This is a genomic window from Micromonospora sp. NPDC093277 (assembly GCF_044765245.1).
Taxonomy (GTDB): domain Bacteria; phylum Actinomycetota; class Actinomycetes; order Mycobacteriales; family Micromonosporaceae; genus Micromonospora.
Window position 1 is genome coordinate 131,363 of record NZ_JBIWJO010000012.1, and the last position, 18,703, is coordinate 150,065.

7 protein-coding genes are annotated in these 18,703 nt (G+C 68.7%); all 7 read left to right on the forward strand.

The annotated features are described in order from the left end of the window. Positions 1-69 precede the first annotated feature (69 nt). The 7 genes from ACIRG9_RS24915 to ACIRG9_RS24945 all read left to right on the forward strand — a co-directional run bounded on the left by ACIRG9_RS24915 (position 70) and on the right by ACIRG9_RS24945 (position 18,593). The gene (locus tag ACIRG9_RS24915; protein WP_402860437.1) at positions 70-4,716 is read left to right on the forward strand and encodes a family 78 glycoside hydrolase catalytic domain; all 4,647 of its coding nucleotides are present in this window, start codon (positions 70-72) and stop codon (positions 4,714-4,716) included. A 254-nt stretch (positions 4,717-4,970) separates the two neighbouring features. Next, positions 4,971-8,258, forward strand: a complete 3,288-nt coding sequence (locus ACIRG9_RS24920) for a family 78 glycoside hydrolase catalytic domain (RefSeq protein WP_402860440.1) — start codon at positions 4,971-4,973, stop codon at positions 8,256-8,258. 81 nt (positions 8,259-8,339) lie between these two features. Next, positions 8,340-13,235, forward strand: coding sequence for a family 78 glycoside hydrolase catalytic domain (locus ACIRG9_RS24925; RefSeq protein ID WP_402860443.1), 4,896 nt, complete (start codon positions 8,340-8,342; stop codon positions 13,233-13,235). Positions 13,236-13,879: 644 nt separating this feature from the next. Then, positions 13,880-15,418 carry a sugar ABC transporter ATP-binding protein gene (locus ACIRG9_RS24930; protein ID WP_402860446.1) on the forward strand — a complete coding sequence of 513 codons (1,539 nt, stop codon included), beginning with the start codon at positions 13,880-13,882 and terminating at the stop codon, positions 15,416-15,418. After that, a complete protein-coding gene (locus ACIRG9_RS24935) occupies positions 15,415-16,416 on the forward strand; it encodes an ABC transporter permease (protein WP_402860449.1) in 1,002 nt (333 codons plus the stop codon). Before ACIRG9_RS24930 ends, ACIRG9_RS24935 begins: the two co-directional genes overlap by 4 nt. Continuing rightward, the gene (locus tag ACIRG9_RS24940; RefSeq protein ID WP_402860452.1) at positions 16,406-17,491 is read left to right on the forward strand and encodes an ABC transporter permease; all 1,086 of its coding nucleotides are present in this window, start codon (positions 16,406-16,408) and stop codon (positions 17,489-17,491) included. The genes ACIRG9_RS24935 and ACIRG9_RS24940 overlap by 11 nt, the downstream gene beginning before the upstream one ends. A gap of 133 nt (positions 17,492-17,624) precedes the next feature. Then, positions 17,625-18,593 (forward strand): substrate-binding domain-containing protein, encoded by a 969-nt coding sequence (locus tag ACIRG9_RS24945; RefSeq protein WP_402860455.1) that lies wholly within the window; start codon positions 17,625-17,627, stop codon positions 18,591-18,593. The last annotated feature ends 110 nt before the right edge of the window (positions 18,594-18,703 follow it).

Genomic DNA, 18,703 nt, shown 5'->3' on the forward strand with positions numbered 1-18,703 from the left:
GGCACTCTTGCCGCCACCGCAGGCAGTCCGATCCGGCTTACCAAATCGACCAGACGGCCCCGTGGGGCGGTGGCGGCATCGACCGCGCTGCTGCTGTGCCTGTCACTGCTGGTCCCCGCCGCCACTCCCGCCGCGGCGGCGGGAGTGGCGCCGGACAAATTGGCCATCATCGACCTGAGCACCGAGCGGGCGACCGAACCGATCGGCTTGGACGTGCCCCGACCGCGCCTGAGTTGGACGATCACCTCGGACGAGCGGGGCGTGATGCAACAGGCCTACCAGATCCGGGTGGCCACCAGCAGTGCCGGCCTCACCTCGGGCAATGCGGACGTGTGGGACAGCGGTCGGGTGACATCCGCGCGCAGCAGCCTGGTCGAATACGGCGGCCCGGCGCTGCAGCCCCGTACCCGCTATTTCTGGCACGCGCGGGTCTGGGACACCGAGGGCCGCACCTCGGCCTGGAGCGCGCCGGCCAGCTGGGAGACCGGTGTGGCCGGCGCCGCCGGATGGCAGGCCGACTGGATCGGCATGCCCGCGCCCACCGAAGCGTGGACCGACTACACCGTGCAGACGACGGTACGGCTCGAGCGGGACGCCGCCGGCATCTACCTCCGGGCCCGGGGCGCCGCAAACGCCTACATGTGGCAGTTCTCCATCACCGGTGGCAGCGCGAAACTCCGCCCGCACGTGCGCAGCAACGGCAACTGGACCGTGCTGAAGGAGGTGCCGCTCGGCAACGTCGTACCGGCCGACAAGCTCACCACCCCGCACACCCTGCGCATCACCGCTGCCGGCGACACCTTCACCACCTGGGTCGACGGCACCCAGGTCGACGTCACCCGCAACTCCACCCACCGCAGCGGCTCGGTCGGCCTGCGCACCGACGGGCAGGAATCCGGCGTCTTCACCGATCTATCGGTCACCCGAGGCGGCACCACCCTTTTCGCAGCCGCACTCACCAACGGCGACAACCCGTTCTCCGATGGCAGCCTCACCCCAGAAGGGCTGCGGGTGTCAGGCAACACCGAGGCGATGCTGGTCGCCCTCGACGCCGACCCGCTGCTGCGCCGCGGCTTCCACGTCAACGGCGAGGTCACCCGCGCCCGCATCTACGCCTCCGCGCTCGGCGTCTACCAACTGGCGCTCAACGGGCAGCGGGTCGGCGACCACGAACTGGCGCCCGGCTGGACTGACTACCAGAAGCGGGTGCAGTACCAGACCTACGACGTCACCGACCAACTGCGGCAGGGCGACAACGTCATCGGCGCGCTGCTCGGCGACGGCTGGTACGCCGGCACCATCGCCTCTTTCGGCACCGGCCACTACGGTCCACGCCCACACCTGAGCGCCCAACTGCTCGTCGACTATGCCGACGGCCGAACCGAGACCGTACGCACCGACGGCACCTGGCGGGTCACCCCGGGCCCATTCCTGCAGACCGACCTGATCCACGGCGAAACCTACGACGCCCGCCGGACGCCCGCCGGCTGGGACCGGCCCGGCTTCGACGACTCCGCCTGGTCGCCGGCGACCGTCGACGACATCGACGCCACGGCCAAACTGGTCGCTCAGGTCGACCCGCCCGTGCGGGTGGTGCAGGAACTGCCGGCCAAGACCCAGACCCAGCCCGCCCCCGGCACGTGGATCTTCGACCTCGGACAGAACATGGTCGGCAAGGTCCGGCTCAAGGTCAATGGCCCGGCCGGCACCAAGGTGCGCATCCGGCACGCGGAAGTGCTCAACCCGGACGGCACCGCCTACACCGCCAACCTGCGCTCGGCGAAGGCCACCGACTACTACACCCTCTCCGGCGGCCGGAACGAAATCTACGAGCCGACCTTCACCTTCCACGGCTTCCGCTACGTCGAACTGACCGGCTTTCCCGGCACCCCCGACCTCGGCACGGTCACCGGCCTGGTCATGCACACCGACGGGTCACTCACCAGCGAGTTCACCACCTCCAACGCGATGGTCAACAAGCTGCACAGCAACATCACCTGGGGTCAGCGCGGCAACTTCCTGTCCATCCCCACCGACACCCCCGCCCGCGACGAGCGACTCGGCTGGACCGGGGACATCAACGTCTTCGCCAAGACCGCCACGTTCAACATGGACAGCCTGACCTTCCTAAGCAAGTGGCTGCAGGACCTACGCGACGCGCAGTCGACCAACGGCGCCTACCCCGACGTGGCCCCGCGAGTGTGCTGCGGCGACGGCGCAACCGGCTGGGGGGACGCCGGCATCACCGTCCCGCACACCCTGTGGCAACGCTACGGCGACATCCGGATCATCGAGGACCATTACGCGTCGATGACCCGCTACGCGTCCTGGCTGCAGGCCACCAGCTCCGCCAACCGGCGCACCAACGCCGGCCCGTACCTGGACTGGCTCAACCTCGACGACCCCACCCCCGCGGGTGTCATCGGCACCGCCTACTACGCCTACAGCATCCGGCTGCTCGGCGAGATGGCGGCGGCCATCGGCAAGGACGCCGACGCTGGCCGCTACACCGCGTTGTCAAAGGAGATCGCGAAGGCGTTCGTGGACGCCTACGTCGCCGCCGACGGCACCGTGCAGGGTGACAGCCAGACCGGGTACGTGCTCGCCATCGGCATGGGCCTGCTGCCCGACGGGCTGCGGGCCAAGGCAGCCGAGCGGCTGGTGGCCAACGTCAAGCGGCACAACTGGCATCTGGCCACCGGCTTCCTCGGCACCCCCGATCTGCTTCCCGCGCTCAGCGACACCGGTCACCTGGACGTGGCCTACCGGCTGCTGCTCAACGACACCTACCCGTCGTGGGGATACGAGATCGCCAACGGCGCCACCACGGTCTGGGAGCGCTGGAACTCGATCATGCCGGATGGCAGCTTCGGTGACGTGGGGATGAACTCGTTCAACCACTACGCGTACGGTGCCGTCGGCGACTGGATGTACCGGACCGTCGCCGGCATCCAGCCCGATGCAGCGAATCCCGGCTACGCCCACCTCACCATCGCCCCGCAGCCCGGCGGCGATCTGACCTGGGCCCGCGCTGCCTACCAGTCGGCGCAGGGCCGTATCAGCACCGACTGGAAGCGCGACGAGCGCGGTGACCTTCGCCTGAACGTGACCGTGCCGGGCAACACGACCGCCACGGTCCGCCTGCCGGCCCCCAGCCGTTACGCGGTAACCGAATCCGGCCGGCCGGTCGAACAGGCCGACCACGTGCGGTTCGTGGAGATCGACGGGCCCGACGCCGTCTTCGACATCGGCTCCGGCTCGTACTCGTTCGCTATCGACCGGATACTCGGCGACCTGGGCGAGGCAGGGCAGCGGGTCGAGGCGCTGACCGAGCTGCTGGATGGCGCGGACCTGGACCAATCGGTGGTCGCGCACCTGCGTGCCCAGCTCGGCAATCTGAAGCGGGAAACCGACGCGGCCCGGCAGCACCGCATCGCCGGTGTCACGCCCGCCACGGCCGCGGACATGCACCGGGGGTTGGCCACCGCCGCCGACCTTGACCGCTGGCTGGCCAACCAGGTCAGGGTGGGCCGCGTCGCCGCGTCCACCGCAGACCAGTTCTCGGCTCTGCTCCGGCAGGTCGACCAGCGGCTGTCCGCCGCCTCGGCGGCGCTGATCGGCGCCGTGGCCCGCCTCGACCTGGCGGCCGCCGAGCGGCTGCCCGGCGAGGCGCTGCGGTCCACGATTACCATCCGCAACGGAGGGACTCGGCCACTGACCGGCCTCGCCTCCACGCTGGACGCCCCGCCCGGGTGGGAGGTCACTCGGGTCGGCACACACGCCAGCAGCGCCGCGGCCGGAGCGACCGTCACCCACAGCTACGAGGTGCGGATCCCGGCCGGCCAGGCGGCCGGGGCGGTGACCCTGACCGGGTCGCTGGCCTACCGCTACCAGGCCGGTACGGCCACCGTGCCCGTCGCGGCAACGCTCAACGTCGCCCCGGCGGTGGCGATCGTGTCTGTGTCGGCCCAGCCCGCCGAGGTGACGCCCGGCGCCGGGACGACGCTGCGCACGGTGCTGCGCAACCGCGCGGCGGTGCCGGTGACCGGCCGTCTCACCGCGACGGCACCACCCGGGTGGCAGCTCGGCCCGGCTACGGCGTACGACCTGGCCCCCGGCGCCGAGGCCACGGTGCAGACACCGGTGACCGCCCCACTGACAGTGACCGAGGGCACCGCGACCGTCGAGGTCGCCGTCGGCGACACCGACTCCGAACGCCGCGCGCTAGGCATCCCGGTGCGCCTGCCCAACCCGCCATCGCCCGTGCTCGACCACGTCGACCTCGGCGATCCCGCCTCTGAGCAAGCACACAATCTCACCGCCTCGCAGCATTCCGGCACCAACGTGGAGGCCGGCCTGACCCGCCGCTACACCAACGTCAGCTACCCCGGCGGGTGGTTCGAGTTCGATCTCGCCGTCGAGCCCGGCAAACCGTTCATCCTGCGGGCGATCGAAACCTACGACCAGGCGCAGGTGAAGGAATACGACGTCCTCGTCGACGGTGTCGTGACGCACTCCCGCTCGTACCGGCGCACCGTCGGTGGCGTGGGAACGGTGACCTACCAGTTCGTGGTGGACCTGCCAGAGGCGACCCGCGACGGCGTGGTACGGGTGCGCTTCCAGCACACCGGCACCGGGTACGACCCGTCCATCGCCGACGTATGGGCGATGCCGTATCCGGCCGACCCGTCCCACCCGGCCGGCGCCGCCCAGTAAAGCCGCCAGGCACACACCTGGAGGAGAAGCAGATGCCCCAGCCACCCCCTGCCGGGCAGGGACGCAGCCGACGGTGAGCCGACGATCCCTGCGGACCTCGTCGACGACTACAGCAAGCTGGCCCGGTATGCCGCCGAGCAGAGCATCACCCTCGGGACCATCAACGCCAACGTCTTCCAGGACAACGACGACAAGCTCGGCCGTGCCTGACCGAAACCTTTCAACGGATGGTGGGTTTGATGCGATCGATCCCTATGTCTGCCGACCTCGCCCAGCGGCCCCGGAAACGTGCCAGGCTGGCGCTGGCTTCGCTGCTCGTGGTGGCCTTGTCGTTGGCACCCGCGGCAGCCGTTGCGAGCCCGGGTGTGAGCGGCTTCCCCTCGCCGCCGGGAGCCGGAAGGCTGGCGCCGCTCGACCTGAGAGTCGAAGGCACCTCTCGGCCGCTCGGCATCGACGATCCGGCGCCGAGCCTGAGCTGGCGGCTGGAGAGCCGGCTGCGCGACGCCCAGCAGTCCGGCTACCGGATCATCGTCGCGACAGCCCCTGACCGGCTTGTTCCCGGTCGGGCCGACGTATGGGACAGCGGTCGGGTCGAGAGCACCGAGACGATCGGCATCCCCTACGACGGGCCCGCGCTGGAGTCGAGCACGCGCTACTACTGGACGGTCCAGGTCCGAGACTCCCGCGGTCAAGCCTCTGACTGGAGCCCTGTGAGCTGGTGGGAGACCGGCTTGCTCGACGACGCCGACTGGCAGGGGGCTGCGTTCGTCGGGCCCGACACCGCAGCCGAACTCATGTGGCGCGACTTCAACTACGAGGCGGACTTCACCATCGACCGGGCGGCCGCCAGCTTCCTGTTCCGGGTGAGAGACTCCGCCAACTTCTACATGTGGCAGATCAACGCGGTAACGCAGCCGGGCTCGGTAATGCTGCGGCCGCACGTGAACCGAGGCGGCCGCTTCTCCAATCTCGACGATATTGACCTCGGCCCGGTGCTTACCCCGCAGAACTTGGACGAATCGCATCACATCCGGATTACGGCGTCTGGTGCCATGATCACCACATGGCTCGACGGCGTGCAGGTCGACCGGCGTGAGGACAACTCCTTGCCCGGGGCAGGCACCCTCGGATTCCGCGCCAGTAGTACTGCAGGACAAGCAGAGCGGGCCAGGTACGACAACCTCAAGGTGACCAGCCCGACCGGGGAAACGCTCTTCACCGACGACTTCTCCACCAACCCCGATCCGTACTTTCCTGGCACGCCGATCGTCGACGGCCAGCTGGCGCCGACCTCGGAGCTGACGTTCCTGGCGCGCGATCCGGCCTCACCGCTTCTGCGTTCGGACTTTGAGGTGACCGAGCCGGTGGCTTCGGCCCGGGCCTACGTCTACGGTCTCGGCCTCTATGAGTTGCAGCTGAATGGTCACAAGGTGGGTGATCGGGTGCTTACCCCCACCAACGGGCAGTATGCGACGCACGCCCTCTACGACACCTATGACGTGACGGACGTCCTGCGGTCGGGCGAGAACGCGGTCGGGCTGTGGCTGGCCGATGGCTACGGCCAGAAGTACAACCCCTACGCCTGGCGGTTCCTCGGTGAGAAGCGAGTTCGGATGCTGATTCGCATCACCCATGTCGACGGCACCATCCAGCACATCACCACTGGCCCGGAGGACTGGTCGTGGTCGACCGGGCCGATCATCGGTGCTGACCTCTACCACGGGGAAGCGTACGACGCACGCCTAGAGCGGCCAGGCTGGTCCTCGCCCGGCTTCGACGACCGGTCGTGGAAGCCGGTAACCGGCCTCCCTGCCCCCCAAGGACGGCTGGTGGGAGATCCGATCCCGCCTCGCCGGGTCGTCCAGACACTGCATCCGATCGCGCTCGATGAGCCTAAGCCCGGTGTGTTCGTCTTCGACCTAGGACAGAACATCGCCGGTTGGGCACGACTGCGCGTATCGGGCAAGGCTGGTGCGGCCATCCGGATGCGGGCCGCCGAGGAGGTGTATCCGGACGGCAGTCTCGACACCCGGACCAACCGCAACGCCGAAGTCACCGACACGTACATCCTCAAAGGCGGGGCACCGGAGACCTACGAGCCGCGGTTCACATATCACGGGTTCCGCTACGTGGAGGTGACCGGCTTCCCGGGTCGACCGACCCTGGACTCCATCGAGGGCCGCGTCGTTCACGCCGACGTGGAGTCCACCGCGACGTTCGACTCCTCGGACGAGTTGCTGAACGCAATCTGGCGCAACAACCGCTGGAGCATTGTCAACAACTCGATGAGCACTCCGACCGACACGCCGGTGCGCGACGAGCGCACACCTCCCGCCATGGATGTACAGGCCTATGCTGACGCGTCCACCCGGGAATTCCGCATGGACACCTTCTACGCCAAGTACCTGCGCGATCTGCCGCCCGGCACTGCCCTGCCGACCGACGACGTGAAGTCGCAGTACCCGGACATGGCCGGTGGACAGGTGTCACTTGTGTGGACGCTGTACGAGCAGTACGGCGATCCCGCCGTCCTTGCCGAGCACTACGACGACATGGTCCGGTTCATCGACCGCAATGTGAAGGAGAAGCCGGATCTGATCTGGCCCAACAACGAGGGGTTCGGCGACTGGTGCCCGCCGGTGCATGGAGAGGTAGCCAATGGCGGCATGGGTGGGCCAGGCGTCACCAGCTGCTTCAGCGAGGTCTCCCTGGTCAACACCGCGCTCTGGTATCGGCAGGCACGTGACCTGGCCGCGGCCGCCGCCGCGCTGGGCAAAACCAAGGACAAGGCGCGCTTCGAGGCCTTGGCCGGCCGGATTCGCGACGCCTTCAACGAAAAGTTCCTTTCCGCCACGGGGGACAGATACGGCAGCGGCCGGATGACCACCAGCGTGCTGCCCCTGGCCTTCGGCATGGTGCCCGAGGCGAACTTGGAGGCGGTGGGCCGTCACCTCGTGAGGACTATCTTGGTCGATAACGAGGGTCACCTCGACACGGGGATCTTCGGCACCCGCCACCTCATGGACGCACTCGCCGCCATCGACAGGATGGACGTGGCGATGACGGTGCTGGGCAAGCGCACCTACCCCAGCTTCGGCTTCCAGATTGAGAATGGGGGCACCACCCCCTGGGAGCAGTGGGTCTACAACGCGCCGATGATCACCCACGACCACGCCATGTTCGCTGGGATCAGCACCTCGTTCTTCACTCGCTTGGGCGGGATCGTCCCGAACGCACCAGGCTACGCCGCGATGACGGTCGCGCCCCTGGTGCCGCAAGGGCTGGACCACGTGAGTGTCTCCCAGGACACGGTGCGAGGTACTGTCTCGTCCAGCTGGCAGCGCTCGGGGCGGAGTTTCCACCTGACGGTCGAGATCCCCGCGAACACCACCGCGCGCGTGCGGGTACCGCGGCTGGGCTCCGAGGCCAAACACGTCACCGCGACCGGCGGTGCCCGAAGGGTCAGCGTCGAGGACGACGCCGTCGTCTACGAGATCGGTTCGGGGACCTACCGCTTCACCGTCGCGGCCGTGCATCGCTGACTGAGGAATGCCACCCGTCCGCCTGGCCACAGTGCCAGGCGGACGGGTGGCGGTGGATCTGACCGACGCCCGTGGGCCGTGATGACGATTCAATTCACCGACGTGGCCGGATGCGGCCATCTCTTCCGGCCCAGTTGTAAGGTGCGGCAATCCTGCCTACCGTTCCTCTGTAACGTTTCACTGCCACAGCAGCTTCCAGCCAAAGGTGGCCCCATGCGGTACGTATCTGACAGAGTTCGCCGTCTCGCCGGCGGGCTGACGGCGCTGGCGCTGATCCTGACCGGGCTCGGCGTACCGACGCCGAGCGCGAGCGCACGGCCGGCGGAGGCTGATGTGGTGAAGCTCGTCGACCTCAAGGTCGAGCGCAAGCCCGAGCCCGTCGGCATCGACCTCGACCGCCCCCGGTTCTCGTGGATCATCAGTACCACGAAGCGCGACGTCCGTCAGGAGTCCTACCGCGTCCGGGTCACCACCGGAGGGAACGTCATCTGGGACAGCAGGGTCGTCGAGTCCGACCGGTCCTTCGACGTGGAGTACGCCGGACCGACCCTGACGTCGACGACCGGGTACGAGTGGACAGTCGACGTGGTCACCACAGCAGGCCAGGCCAGCGGGTCGTCACAGTTCCGGACGGGGTTGATGACCGCCGCCGACTGGGGCGACAGCAGGTGGATCGGCGCGCAGCCGCCGTCGCGCGACCCGCTCGTCGGCTGGGACAACTACACCGCGGAGTTCGACTTCACCATCGACCACGTCGCGTTCGGTGCCTTCGTGCGCGCGCCGAGCCCCAACGACGCCCTGATGTGGCAGGTCTCCGTCGACGGTGGCGTGCCCCGCCTGCGCCCCCACCGCCGCCTGAACGGCAACTACACCCTCCTGGCGAACCCCGGCATCGACATCTCCTCGGCGGTGACGGTCAACCAGCTCACCACGCAGTCCAACAAGCTGAGTGTCACCGTGGGACCGGGCACCGACAAGTCCAGCATCCACGTGGTCACCCGCATCAACGGAATCGAGGTCGAATCGCGCGACGTCCCACAGGCCGGCAACATGCAGCGCGGTTTCATCGGCTTCCGCTCCGACTCTTCGGGCGGCCAGCCGGAGCGGTCGCGGGCCCACGCGGTCAAGGTGACCCGGACCGAGGACAGCAAGGTGCTGGCCGACATCGACTTCTCCACCGGCTTCAACCCGTTCAGCGGCGGCACGGTCGTCAACGGCTCGCTGGAGCTCGTAGGGTCCATCAACACGATCCTGGCGCCCGCGCCGGCCGCTGCCCCGCTGCTGCACAAGGAGTTCGCCGTCGACGGGCCGGTGCGCAACGCGACGTACTACGTCGCGGCCGGCGGCTACGCCGACGTCAGCCTCAACGGGTCCCCCGTCAGCGATGCCATGCTCTCCCCGGGCTTCACCGACTACGACGACACCGTGCAGTACGCGGCGTTCGACGTCACCGATCGGCTGGTCCAGGGGCCGAACGCGATCGGCATGGAGCTCGGCCGCGAGTTCTTCGCGATGACCGGCGGCAACGTCTGGAACTGGGAGCGACCGACCTGGCGTGACGAGCCGATGGCGCGAGGCATCCTGCACATCGTCTACGCCGACGGCAGCACCGAGCGCGTGGTGACGGACAACTCCTGGACCTACCGCGAGGGCCCGACCCGTTTCGACGACCTCTACGCCGGTGAGCGCTACGACGCGCGCTTCGCAGTCCCGGGCTGGAACTCCGCCGGCTTCGACGATTCCGCGTGGAGTGCCCCGAGGATCGCGACCGGGCCGAGCGGTGTCCTGGTGAACCAGCGCCAGCAACCGGTTCGGATCACCCGGTCCTACCCCGCGGTCGGCATCACCGAGCCCGCGCCAGGCGTCTACGTGGTGGAATTCCCCAACGTCATCGCCGGCATGGTCGAGTACACCGTCCAGGGCCCGGCGGGCACCACGATCCGGGCCGCTCACGCGGAGAAGCTGCTGGCCAACGGCCGCGTCAACATGAGCAACAACGGTGGCTTCCAAGCCGGCTTCCAGACCGACTACTTCACGCTGGCCGGGACCGGCAAGCCGGAGACCTGGATGCCCAAGTTCTCCTACAAGGGCTTCAAGTACATCGAGGTCACCGGTTGGCCCGGCAACGGCCCGCCGCCGCTGAGCGCCTTCACGGCCAAGCGGGTCAACACCGACGCCGAGCAGACCGGTCGGTTCGAGGCCTCGAACGGCACTCTGAACGGTGTCCACGAGATCGTGGTGAACACGCTCTACAACAACATCCACCACATCCCGACCGACACCCCGATGTTCGAGAAGAACGGCTGGACCGGCGACGCCGCGGTCGGTGCCGAAATGTTCATGCTGAACATGGATGCCCACGAGCTCTTCGCCAAGTGGATGCGCGACGTCCACGAGAGCCGTGAGGTCAGTGGCTCCCGCGCCGGTGCCCCGATGGTGATCGCGCCCAGCTCGGGCAACTGGGGTGCCTGGGGACCGTCTCAGCCCTGGCACGCGGCCTACATCATGATCCCGTACTGGCTGTACCAGTACGGCGGCGACGACCGGGTGATGACCGAGCTCTACGACGGCATGAAGGGCTACATCGACCTGGAGTACGCCCAGCGTCGAGCCAACGGCACCGTGATCAGCAACCGGCTCGGTGACTGGGTGCCGCCCACGGGCAGCCCGGCCGGCGGCCACGCCCCGGACGAGGACAATCGCGTGGCCGGTACGGCGTACCTCTACATCATGCTGCGCACGATGGAGGGGATCGCGCAGCACCTGGGCAAGCAGACCGACGCCGCGCAGTTCGCAGCGAAGGCGGACGCCACCAAGACGGCGTTCAACGACGTCTACTTCCAGAGCTCACAGGACCGCTACCGCGGTGAGGGTGCGGACGCCAACCGCTACCGGCAAGTCCACAACGTGCTGGCGCTTGCCTTCGATCTCACCCCCAACGAGCAGGTCGCCCAGCGAGTCGCTGACCGGCTCGCCCAGGACGTGGTCGAGCGGGACTATCACCTCGACACCGGTTCGCTGGGCACGAAGTACCTACTGCCGGTGCTCACGCAGTACGGCCACGAGGACGTGGCCTACCGGGTTGCGACCCAGACGACGTACCCGAGCTGGGGCTACAAGCTCGCGAACGGCGCGACCACCGTCTGGGAGCACTGGTCCCTGCAGGCCCGGTCGTTGGGCCACTACTTCCTCGGCACCTTGGAGGACTGGAACTACCACTACGTCGCCGGCATCCGGCCCTCGGCCGCGACGGGCTACCGCGACATCACGATTGCCCCGGCTGTCACCGGCCTGCTCGACCACGCGTCCGCGACCACGCAGACGCCGTGGGGTCCGGTGTCCAGCGACTGGCGCCAGCAGGGTCGTCGACTTTCCCTCGACGTGCACGTCCCCGTCGGTACGACCGCCACGGTCGAGGTCCCAGGGGCCAACCGCTGGGCCGTGTCCGAGAGCGGACGGCCGGTGGCGGACGCACCCGGTGTACACGAGGTGACCGTCGCTGACGGCGTCGTACGGGTGGTCGTCGGCTCCGGTGACTACCGATTCGGCTCCGACGAGCAGCTCGGCCTGGTCGGGGCGGCGATCGACGCAACGGAGCCCCTCGCGGCCCGCGTCGACGCCGCCCGCCGGGCCGGCCACCTCAACCCCGGGCAGGCGCAGCGGCTGTCCGGGGCGGCTGCCACCTCCGGCGCGAAAGTCCGCAACGCCCACGCCGCCCTGCTCACAGGCGACACCCGAGCGGCCGCCCGTCACCTGGCCGCCGCGCACCTGGCGCTGGAGTCGATGGCCGACGTCGTCACGAAACTGGACGCCGCCGGCCTGGCGGAACTCGTGACCGCGGTCGATCGGGCGATGTCCGCCGTGTCGGCCGCGGCGTCGGACCTGCTGGGCCTGTCGCTGAAGGCCCAGGCCGGCCCCGACGTGCTGCGGCCGGGGGACCGGGTCCCCGTGCGGCTCGCCGTGGCCAACGACGGCTCCGAACGGGTGGTGAACGTCCGTGCCTCGCTGACCGGGTTCGGTGAGGGCTGGACCACCACGCCCTCATGGGTGCGGCTGACCAATCAGTTGCCGCCCGCCGGCACCGGCGAGGGCCAACTGGAGCTGGCGGTTCCCGAGCAGCAGCGACCGGGTACCGTGCGCGGCGACGCCGAGGCGACCTACGTGTACGCCGACGCGACCCTGACCGTGCGTAGCCCGCTCGAGGTGTCGGTGCAGTCGCCGGTGGTCGTGGAGTCGGTCACCGCCGAGCCGGCTCAGGTACGACCCGGCAAAGCCGCGAGGGTCACCGCGACGGTGCGCAACGTAGGCCGCGCCCCGGCGCCCGGCGGGCTCCGGCTCGACCTCCCCGAGGGATGGCAGCCGGTCGCCGGAGCCGACCTGACGGTTCCGGCCGGGCAGACCCGCAGCGTGGCCCTCGACGTGGTCGTCCCGCGTGCCGCCCGCCAGGCCATCGAGGACGTCACGCTCACCGCCCGGTTCGTCCGCGACGGCGAGGTCCTCGCGACCGGAACCGGCTCGGTCCGGGTCGCGATCACCCCCGACGTCACCGACGCCCTCGACCACGTCGACCTCGGCAATGCCTCGTCAGAGCAGGCGCACCGGCTGACGGCGGCGCCGTCCTCCGGCACCAGCACGGAGGCCGGACTGACCCGGCGCTACGCCGGACACCTCACGCCGTTCTCGTGGTTCGAGTTCGACCTGGCCGTGACCCCGGGCGAGGCGTTCGTGGTCCGTGCTGTCGAGACCTACGACCGTGCTCAGACCAAGCGCTACAAGGTCTACGTCGACGGTGAGGAGGTGCTGCTGCGCACCTTCCAGCGCTCCGCCGCCAGTGCCGGCACGGAGACCTACGAGCTGGTCGTCCCGGCCTCGCTCGCGGCCGCCGACGGGTCGGTCCGGATCCGGTTCGAGAACCAGGACGACTCGGCATACTACGACCCGTCGATCGCCGACGTCTGGTCGCGCCCAGCCTCCTGAGTCCTCTCCGCTGCTCCCCAGTGCCCGCCCAGCCCGAAGAAGCTGTGCGGTTCCCCCGGGCGAGGGCGACGGTTCGAGCAGCGACGATCGGGCCGAGCTGGCCCGGCTGCGCAGCGAGAACGCGGAGCGCCGGTGGGCGCCACGGCGGAGGTCCATGTTCCCGCCGAGCGTGAGCAGGACGTGGAGGCGTCGCCCGGCGGGCCCGTGTCGGCCCGGTGGTTGGCACGGCTACGCAGGTGGTCCAGCCGATCGTTGGCCGCGGTGACCGAAGTGACCAGGATCCGCTGCACCCGCCGCCCTTCCGGCAAGTCGAGATAGCGGGACTTCTCGGTGGGGTCGTCGTCGCTGTTGCAGAAGCGACCGCGAGGCCCGCGTCGTTGGCGGCGTCCTCCACACCTCGTGCGACACCGTGAAGAACAGGTTCGCCACGTCGAGGACGACCAGTCCGACGGTACGGCTGCGGCCGGCGTGCAGGTGCCGCGCCGACTCGTTACGGACGAAGCCGAGGCGCCCATGTTTCGAGCCGATATCAGACTGACGACGGTGTGACCCTTGACACGCGCTGGAGATCGGACCTAGCTTTGCAGCCTAGCCGTTGAAACGATTCACCAGCATCCGAAGTCGATACTTGGAGCCCCGCCCGAATGAGCCCTACAGTCGACACCACCGCGACCCGCGTCCTAGCGGTCACCGGTCTTACGGTCGAGTTTCCCGGGGTCCGCGCGCTCGACGGCGTCGACCTCGACGTGAAGGCCGGTGAGGTGCACGCCCTGGTCGGGGAGAACGGCGCCGGCAAGTCGACCTTGCTTAAGGTACTCGGCGGTGTATACAGCCCCAGCGCCGGCACCGTCCTGCTGCGCGGCGAGACATACGCGCCGCGCCGGCCCAGCGATGCGCTCGCTCACGGCATCGCCGTGATCTATCAGGAGTTCACCCTCTTTCCCGACCTGACCGTCGCCGAGAACGTGTACGCCGGACGCGAGCCGCACTCCCGGTGGTCGCGCGGCATCCGCTACAGCGAGATGCGCGTCGGGTGCAGAGCGCTCTTCGACGTACTGGGCGTCGACATCGACCCCGACGCGCGGGTCGCTGACCTCAGCGTCTCCGAACAGCAACTCGTCGAGATCGCCAAGGCTCTCGGCACCGACGGCCAGGTCATCGTCATGGACGAACCGACCGCGGCGCTGTCCAGAGAGGAAGTCCAACGACTGCTTGATGTGGTCCGCCGGCTCCGCGACGAGGGCCGCTCGGTGGTCTACGTGAGCCACCGTCTCGAGGAGGTCTTCGCGGTTGCCGACCGGGCGACCGTACTTCGCGACGGGCGGCTCGTTCGCACATTGGACATCGCCGCGACCGACGAGGACGAGTTGGTCCGGCTCATGGTCGGACGCGACATCGATGCTGTCTTCCACCGCGAGGACGTTGCCGAGGGCGACGTCGTCCTCCGCCTTGTCGGGGTGAGTGCCGGCCGGATCCTGCGCGATGTCAACCTCGAGGTCCGTGCGGGCGAGATCGTCGGGATCGGGGGCGTGGCGGGGGCCGGCCAGGCCGAGCTCACGCAGGCGGTCTTTGGCGCTCTGCCGTTGCGTGCGGGGCACATGGAACTCGACGGCCGGCGCTTCGCCCCGGCAACGCCGGCAGACGCGCTCGCCGCGGGTGTCGGCTTCCTGCACGAAGACCGCAAGCGCGCGGGCATACTGCCCGACCTGTCGGTCCGTCAGAACCTCACAGTGACCGTGCTGGAGCAGCTGCGCCACGGCTTGGTCCGACTGCTTTCCCGCCGCGCGGAGGAGCGCACCTACGCCGAGTACGGCAGCCGGCTGCGCGTACGCGCCACCGGCCCGGAGCAGCTCATCAGCGAACTCTCCGGCGGCAACCAGCAGAAGGTGCTGCTCGGCCGGGCGCTCGCGCCAGGGGGTCGAGTCCTGGTCCTCAACGAGCCGACCCGTGGCGTCGACATCGGCGCCAAGGCCGAGATCCACGCGCTCGTCAACGAGCTCACCACTGCAGGTACGGCGGTCATCATGGTGAGCAGTGACCTGCCGGAGCTGCTCGGCACAAGCGATCGAGTCGTCGTGCTGTCCAGGGGCCGCGTCGTCGGCGTGCTCGAGGGAGAAGACCGCACCGAGGAGAACGTGGTCGCCTGCGCGACCACGGGTCGCCGAATCGGAGTCGCCGCATGACCACTGCCGCCCCCGAGCGGGGCATCCGTACAGCCGGCCCACGGGTCCGCCTCAGCCGGGCGGTCGAGAGGGCGCCACTGGCGGTGCCGCTCCTGCTGCTCGCTGTCGTACTCACGGTGGCGACCGATCGGTTTCTGAGCGTCGACAACCTCACCAACGTCATCGTCGCAGCCGGGATCGTCGCGATCCCGGGGCTTGCCATGACGCTGTGCATTGCGATGGGAGAGTTCGACCTCTCTGTCGGTTCCACCGTGTCTCTTACCGGGGCGGTGGCGTGCACCTGGATAGCGGGTGGCCACTCCGCCGGTGTCGCGATGGTTGCCGGTCTGCTCGTCGGCGCGGCGGTCGGATTGATCAACGGCCTCGTCGTAACGAAGCTCGGGGTGACCCCATTCATCGCCACCATGGCGATGCTGGTCATTGTCCGCGGCGTCTCACTTGCCTACACCGGCGGCCGAGACGTCATCGTCAGCTCGTCCACCCTGAAGTTCCTCGCCGCCGGACGCGTCTTCGGCATCCCGATGCCGGTGGTGCTCGCCGTAGCGGTGGCGCTCGCCGCATGGTGGGTGGTCAACCGTACCCGCTTCGGGCGGCGGGTCTGTGCGATCGGGTCGAACCGGGAGGCCGCGCGCATGTCCGGTCTGCGCGTCGACCGCATACGAACCACCGTCTACATCATCGTCGGTCTCGCCGGAGGAATGTGGGGCCTGCTCATCTCAAGCCAGCTGCAGAAGGGCTCGGGACAGCTCGGGCTCGGCTTCGAACTCGACGCGATCACGGTCGTCGTGATCGGCGGCACCAGCCTGCTCGGCGGCCGGGCGTCGGTCGTCGGCACACTGCTCGGGGCAGTGCTCATCGAGACGATCCGCAACGGTCTCAACCTGCTCAACACCCCGCCCGCCTATCAGCGCATCAGCATCGGCCTGTTGCTCGTCATCGCCTTGACGATCCACGCCATGCGCCGCAACGCCCCCGCGGAGGCCCTCGATGACGTCTGACCTCGCCGTGCCGCCCGCCCCCGGCACCCAAACGCCCGCTCCGGCCACCGAGAATCAGCGCCGTTGGGCCCGGCAGCACAGCTTCGGCGCGCTCTGGGAGACCTGGGGCATCACCGCAGTCCTCGTTGTCCTGCTCGCCGCCTCGCCACTGCTGTCGGCGGATTTCCTTACCGTCGCCAATCTCCAGTCGGTGTTGCGCGAAAGCGCCTACCTGGGAATCGTGGCCGCGGCGATGACCCTCGCCGTGATGAACGGCACCTTCGATCTGTCGGTCGGGGGCCAACTCGCGCTGGTCTCGGTGACGACCTTGATGGGTTACGCGGCCGGCGGCACCTGGCTTGCCATAACAGTCGCGATCGCCACCGGCGTGGCCTGCGGCGCGGTGAACGGCACGCTGGTCACGGCGCTGCGGGTGCCGCCGTTCGTCGCCACGCTGGGCATGCTGTTCGTCTTCCGTGGCATCGCCTACGTCCTCACCCAGCACGGTCCCAAGACCTTGCCGTACAGCGAGATCGGATCGCCGTTTGTGAAGATCGGTGGGCTGAACGTCGCCGGTATCCCACTGCCATTCCTCATCATGGTGGTCTTCTACGGTGCGATCTGGGTGCTGTTGCGTCGCACGGCGACGGGACGCCGCATTGTGGCTTTCGGTTCCTCGCCGGTGGCGGCGCGGTTCTGCGGAATCTCGGTATACCGCATCCGCATGCTCATCTTCGCCGTCATCGGATTCAGCGTCGGCATCGGGGCGCTGACCTACATCAGCCGGGTGTGGACGGCCGACGGTTCGGCCCAGGACGGCTTCGAGCTCCGTGTCATCGCCGCTGTCGTCCTGGGAGGCAGCAGCCTCAAGGGCGGCAAGGGCACGCTGATTGGCACGTTCTCCGCGGTGCTGCTGGTCGGCGTTCTCAACAACCTGCTGGTCAGCCGCGGCGTCGACGCCTCCTACCAGCGGGTGGTGCTCGGCTGCGTACTCATCACCGCACTTGCCATCGACGGGCTGCGCAGCCGGTTCGCTGCGCCCGGTTCGTTCGCCCGATTGTTGCCGTTCCGGCGCCGGGCGGTGCCCACCGGCTGATTGAGCCACATCCGACTTTGCGCGGGCATTCCTAACAGATTTGAAACGTCTCAACCGCTGCCATCCCGCCCGTCGTCACGCCGGCCGGGTCACCCTCCGAGGAGGAACCTTGAAGCGCACCACTATTTCCACAATGGCCGTCGCTGGCGTGCTCGCCCTTGGCGTGAGCGCCTGTTCGGACTCCACCACAACCGACGCCGGCAAGCCCTCCGGCAAGGCCAGCGGCGACATCACCGTCGGCTTCTCCGTGTACGACATGCAGTACGAGTTCTTCCAGAAGATGGAGAAGGGCACCCGCGAGGCCGTCGAGGCACAGGGGTGGAAGTTCAAGCTCCACGACGAGAAGAGCGACGAGAACGAGATGGTGACCGGAGCCCAGGCGCTGCTCGACCGGGGCGTCGACGTCCTCATCATCAGTCCGTTCAAGCCTGACGCGCTCGGCCCGATCATCGCGAAGGCCAAGCAGAAGAACATCCCGGTGATCATTGACGACATCGGCGGGGGCGGCACCCCGTACGACGCCATCGTCATCTCCGACAACGCGGACGGCGGCAAGCAGGCCGCGGAGTACATGGCCCAGCAGATCACGGCCAACGGCGCCAAGAGCAAGAAGGTCGTCTCGATCACGTGTGAGCCCTCGGCCGTGTACGCGGCCCGCCGCAACCTGGCCTTCACGCAGCAGATCAAGGACAAGGGCTACCAGGTCGTCACCGAACTCTCCGGCAACTCCAAGGCGGAAGAGGCGTACAAGATCATGAAGGACGCGCTTGCCAAGGACCCGGACGTTACAGGCGTCTTCGCCTGCAACGACCCGATGGGCGTCGCCGCCGCCAACGCGATCAAGGACGCCGGCAAGGATCCGGTCAAGGACATCGTCACCATTGGCTTCAACGCCGACCCGGAGGCGATCACCGCGATCGGCAAGGGCGGACTATCGGCCACGGTCGCCCAGGACCCGGCTGGCATGGGCGCGAAGACCGTCGACCTCGCCGCGCAAGCCCTCAACGGCGGGAAGCTGACCTACGACGACGAGAGCACGCGCGAGGTGTTCCAGAAGGTCACCCTCGTGACGAAGGACAACGTCGCGCAGTTCGCGGGGTGAACCGCCACAGCGCCGTCCCGAGCGGATCGAACTATCGCCTCCGCTCGGGATGGCCGCACCTCGGTGCGCGGCGGATCCCCACCGCCACCGTGCCGGCGGTCGCGCCCCGG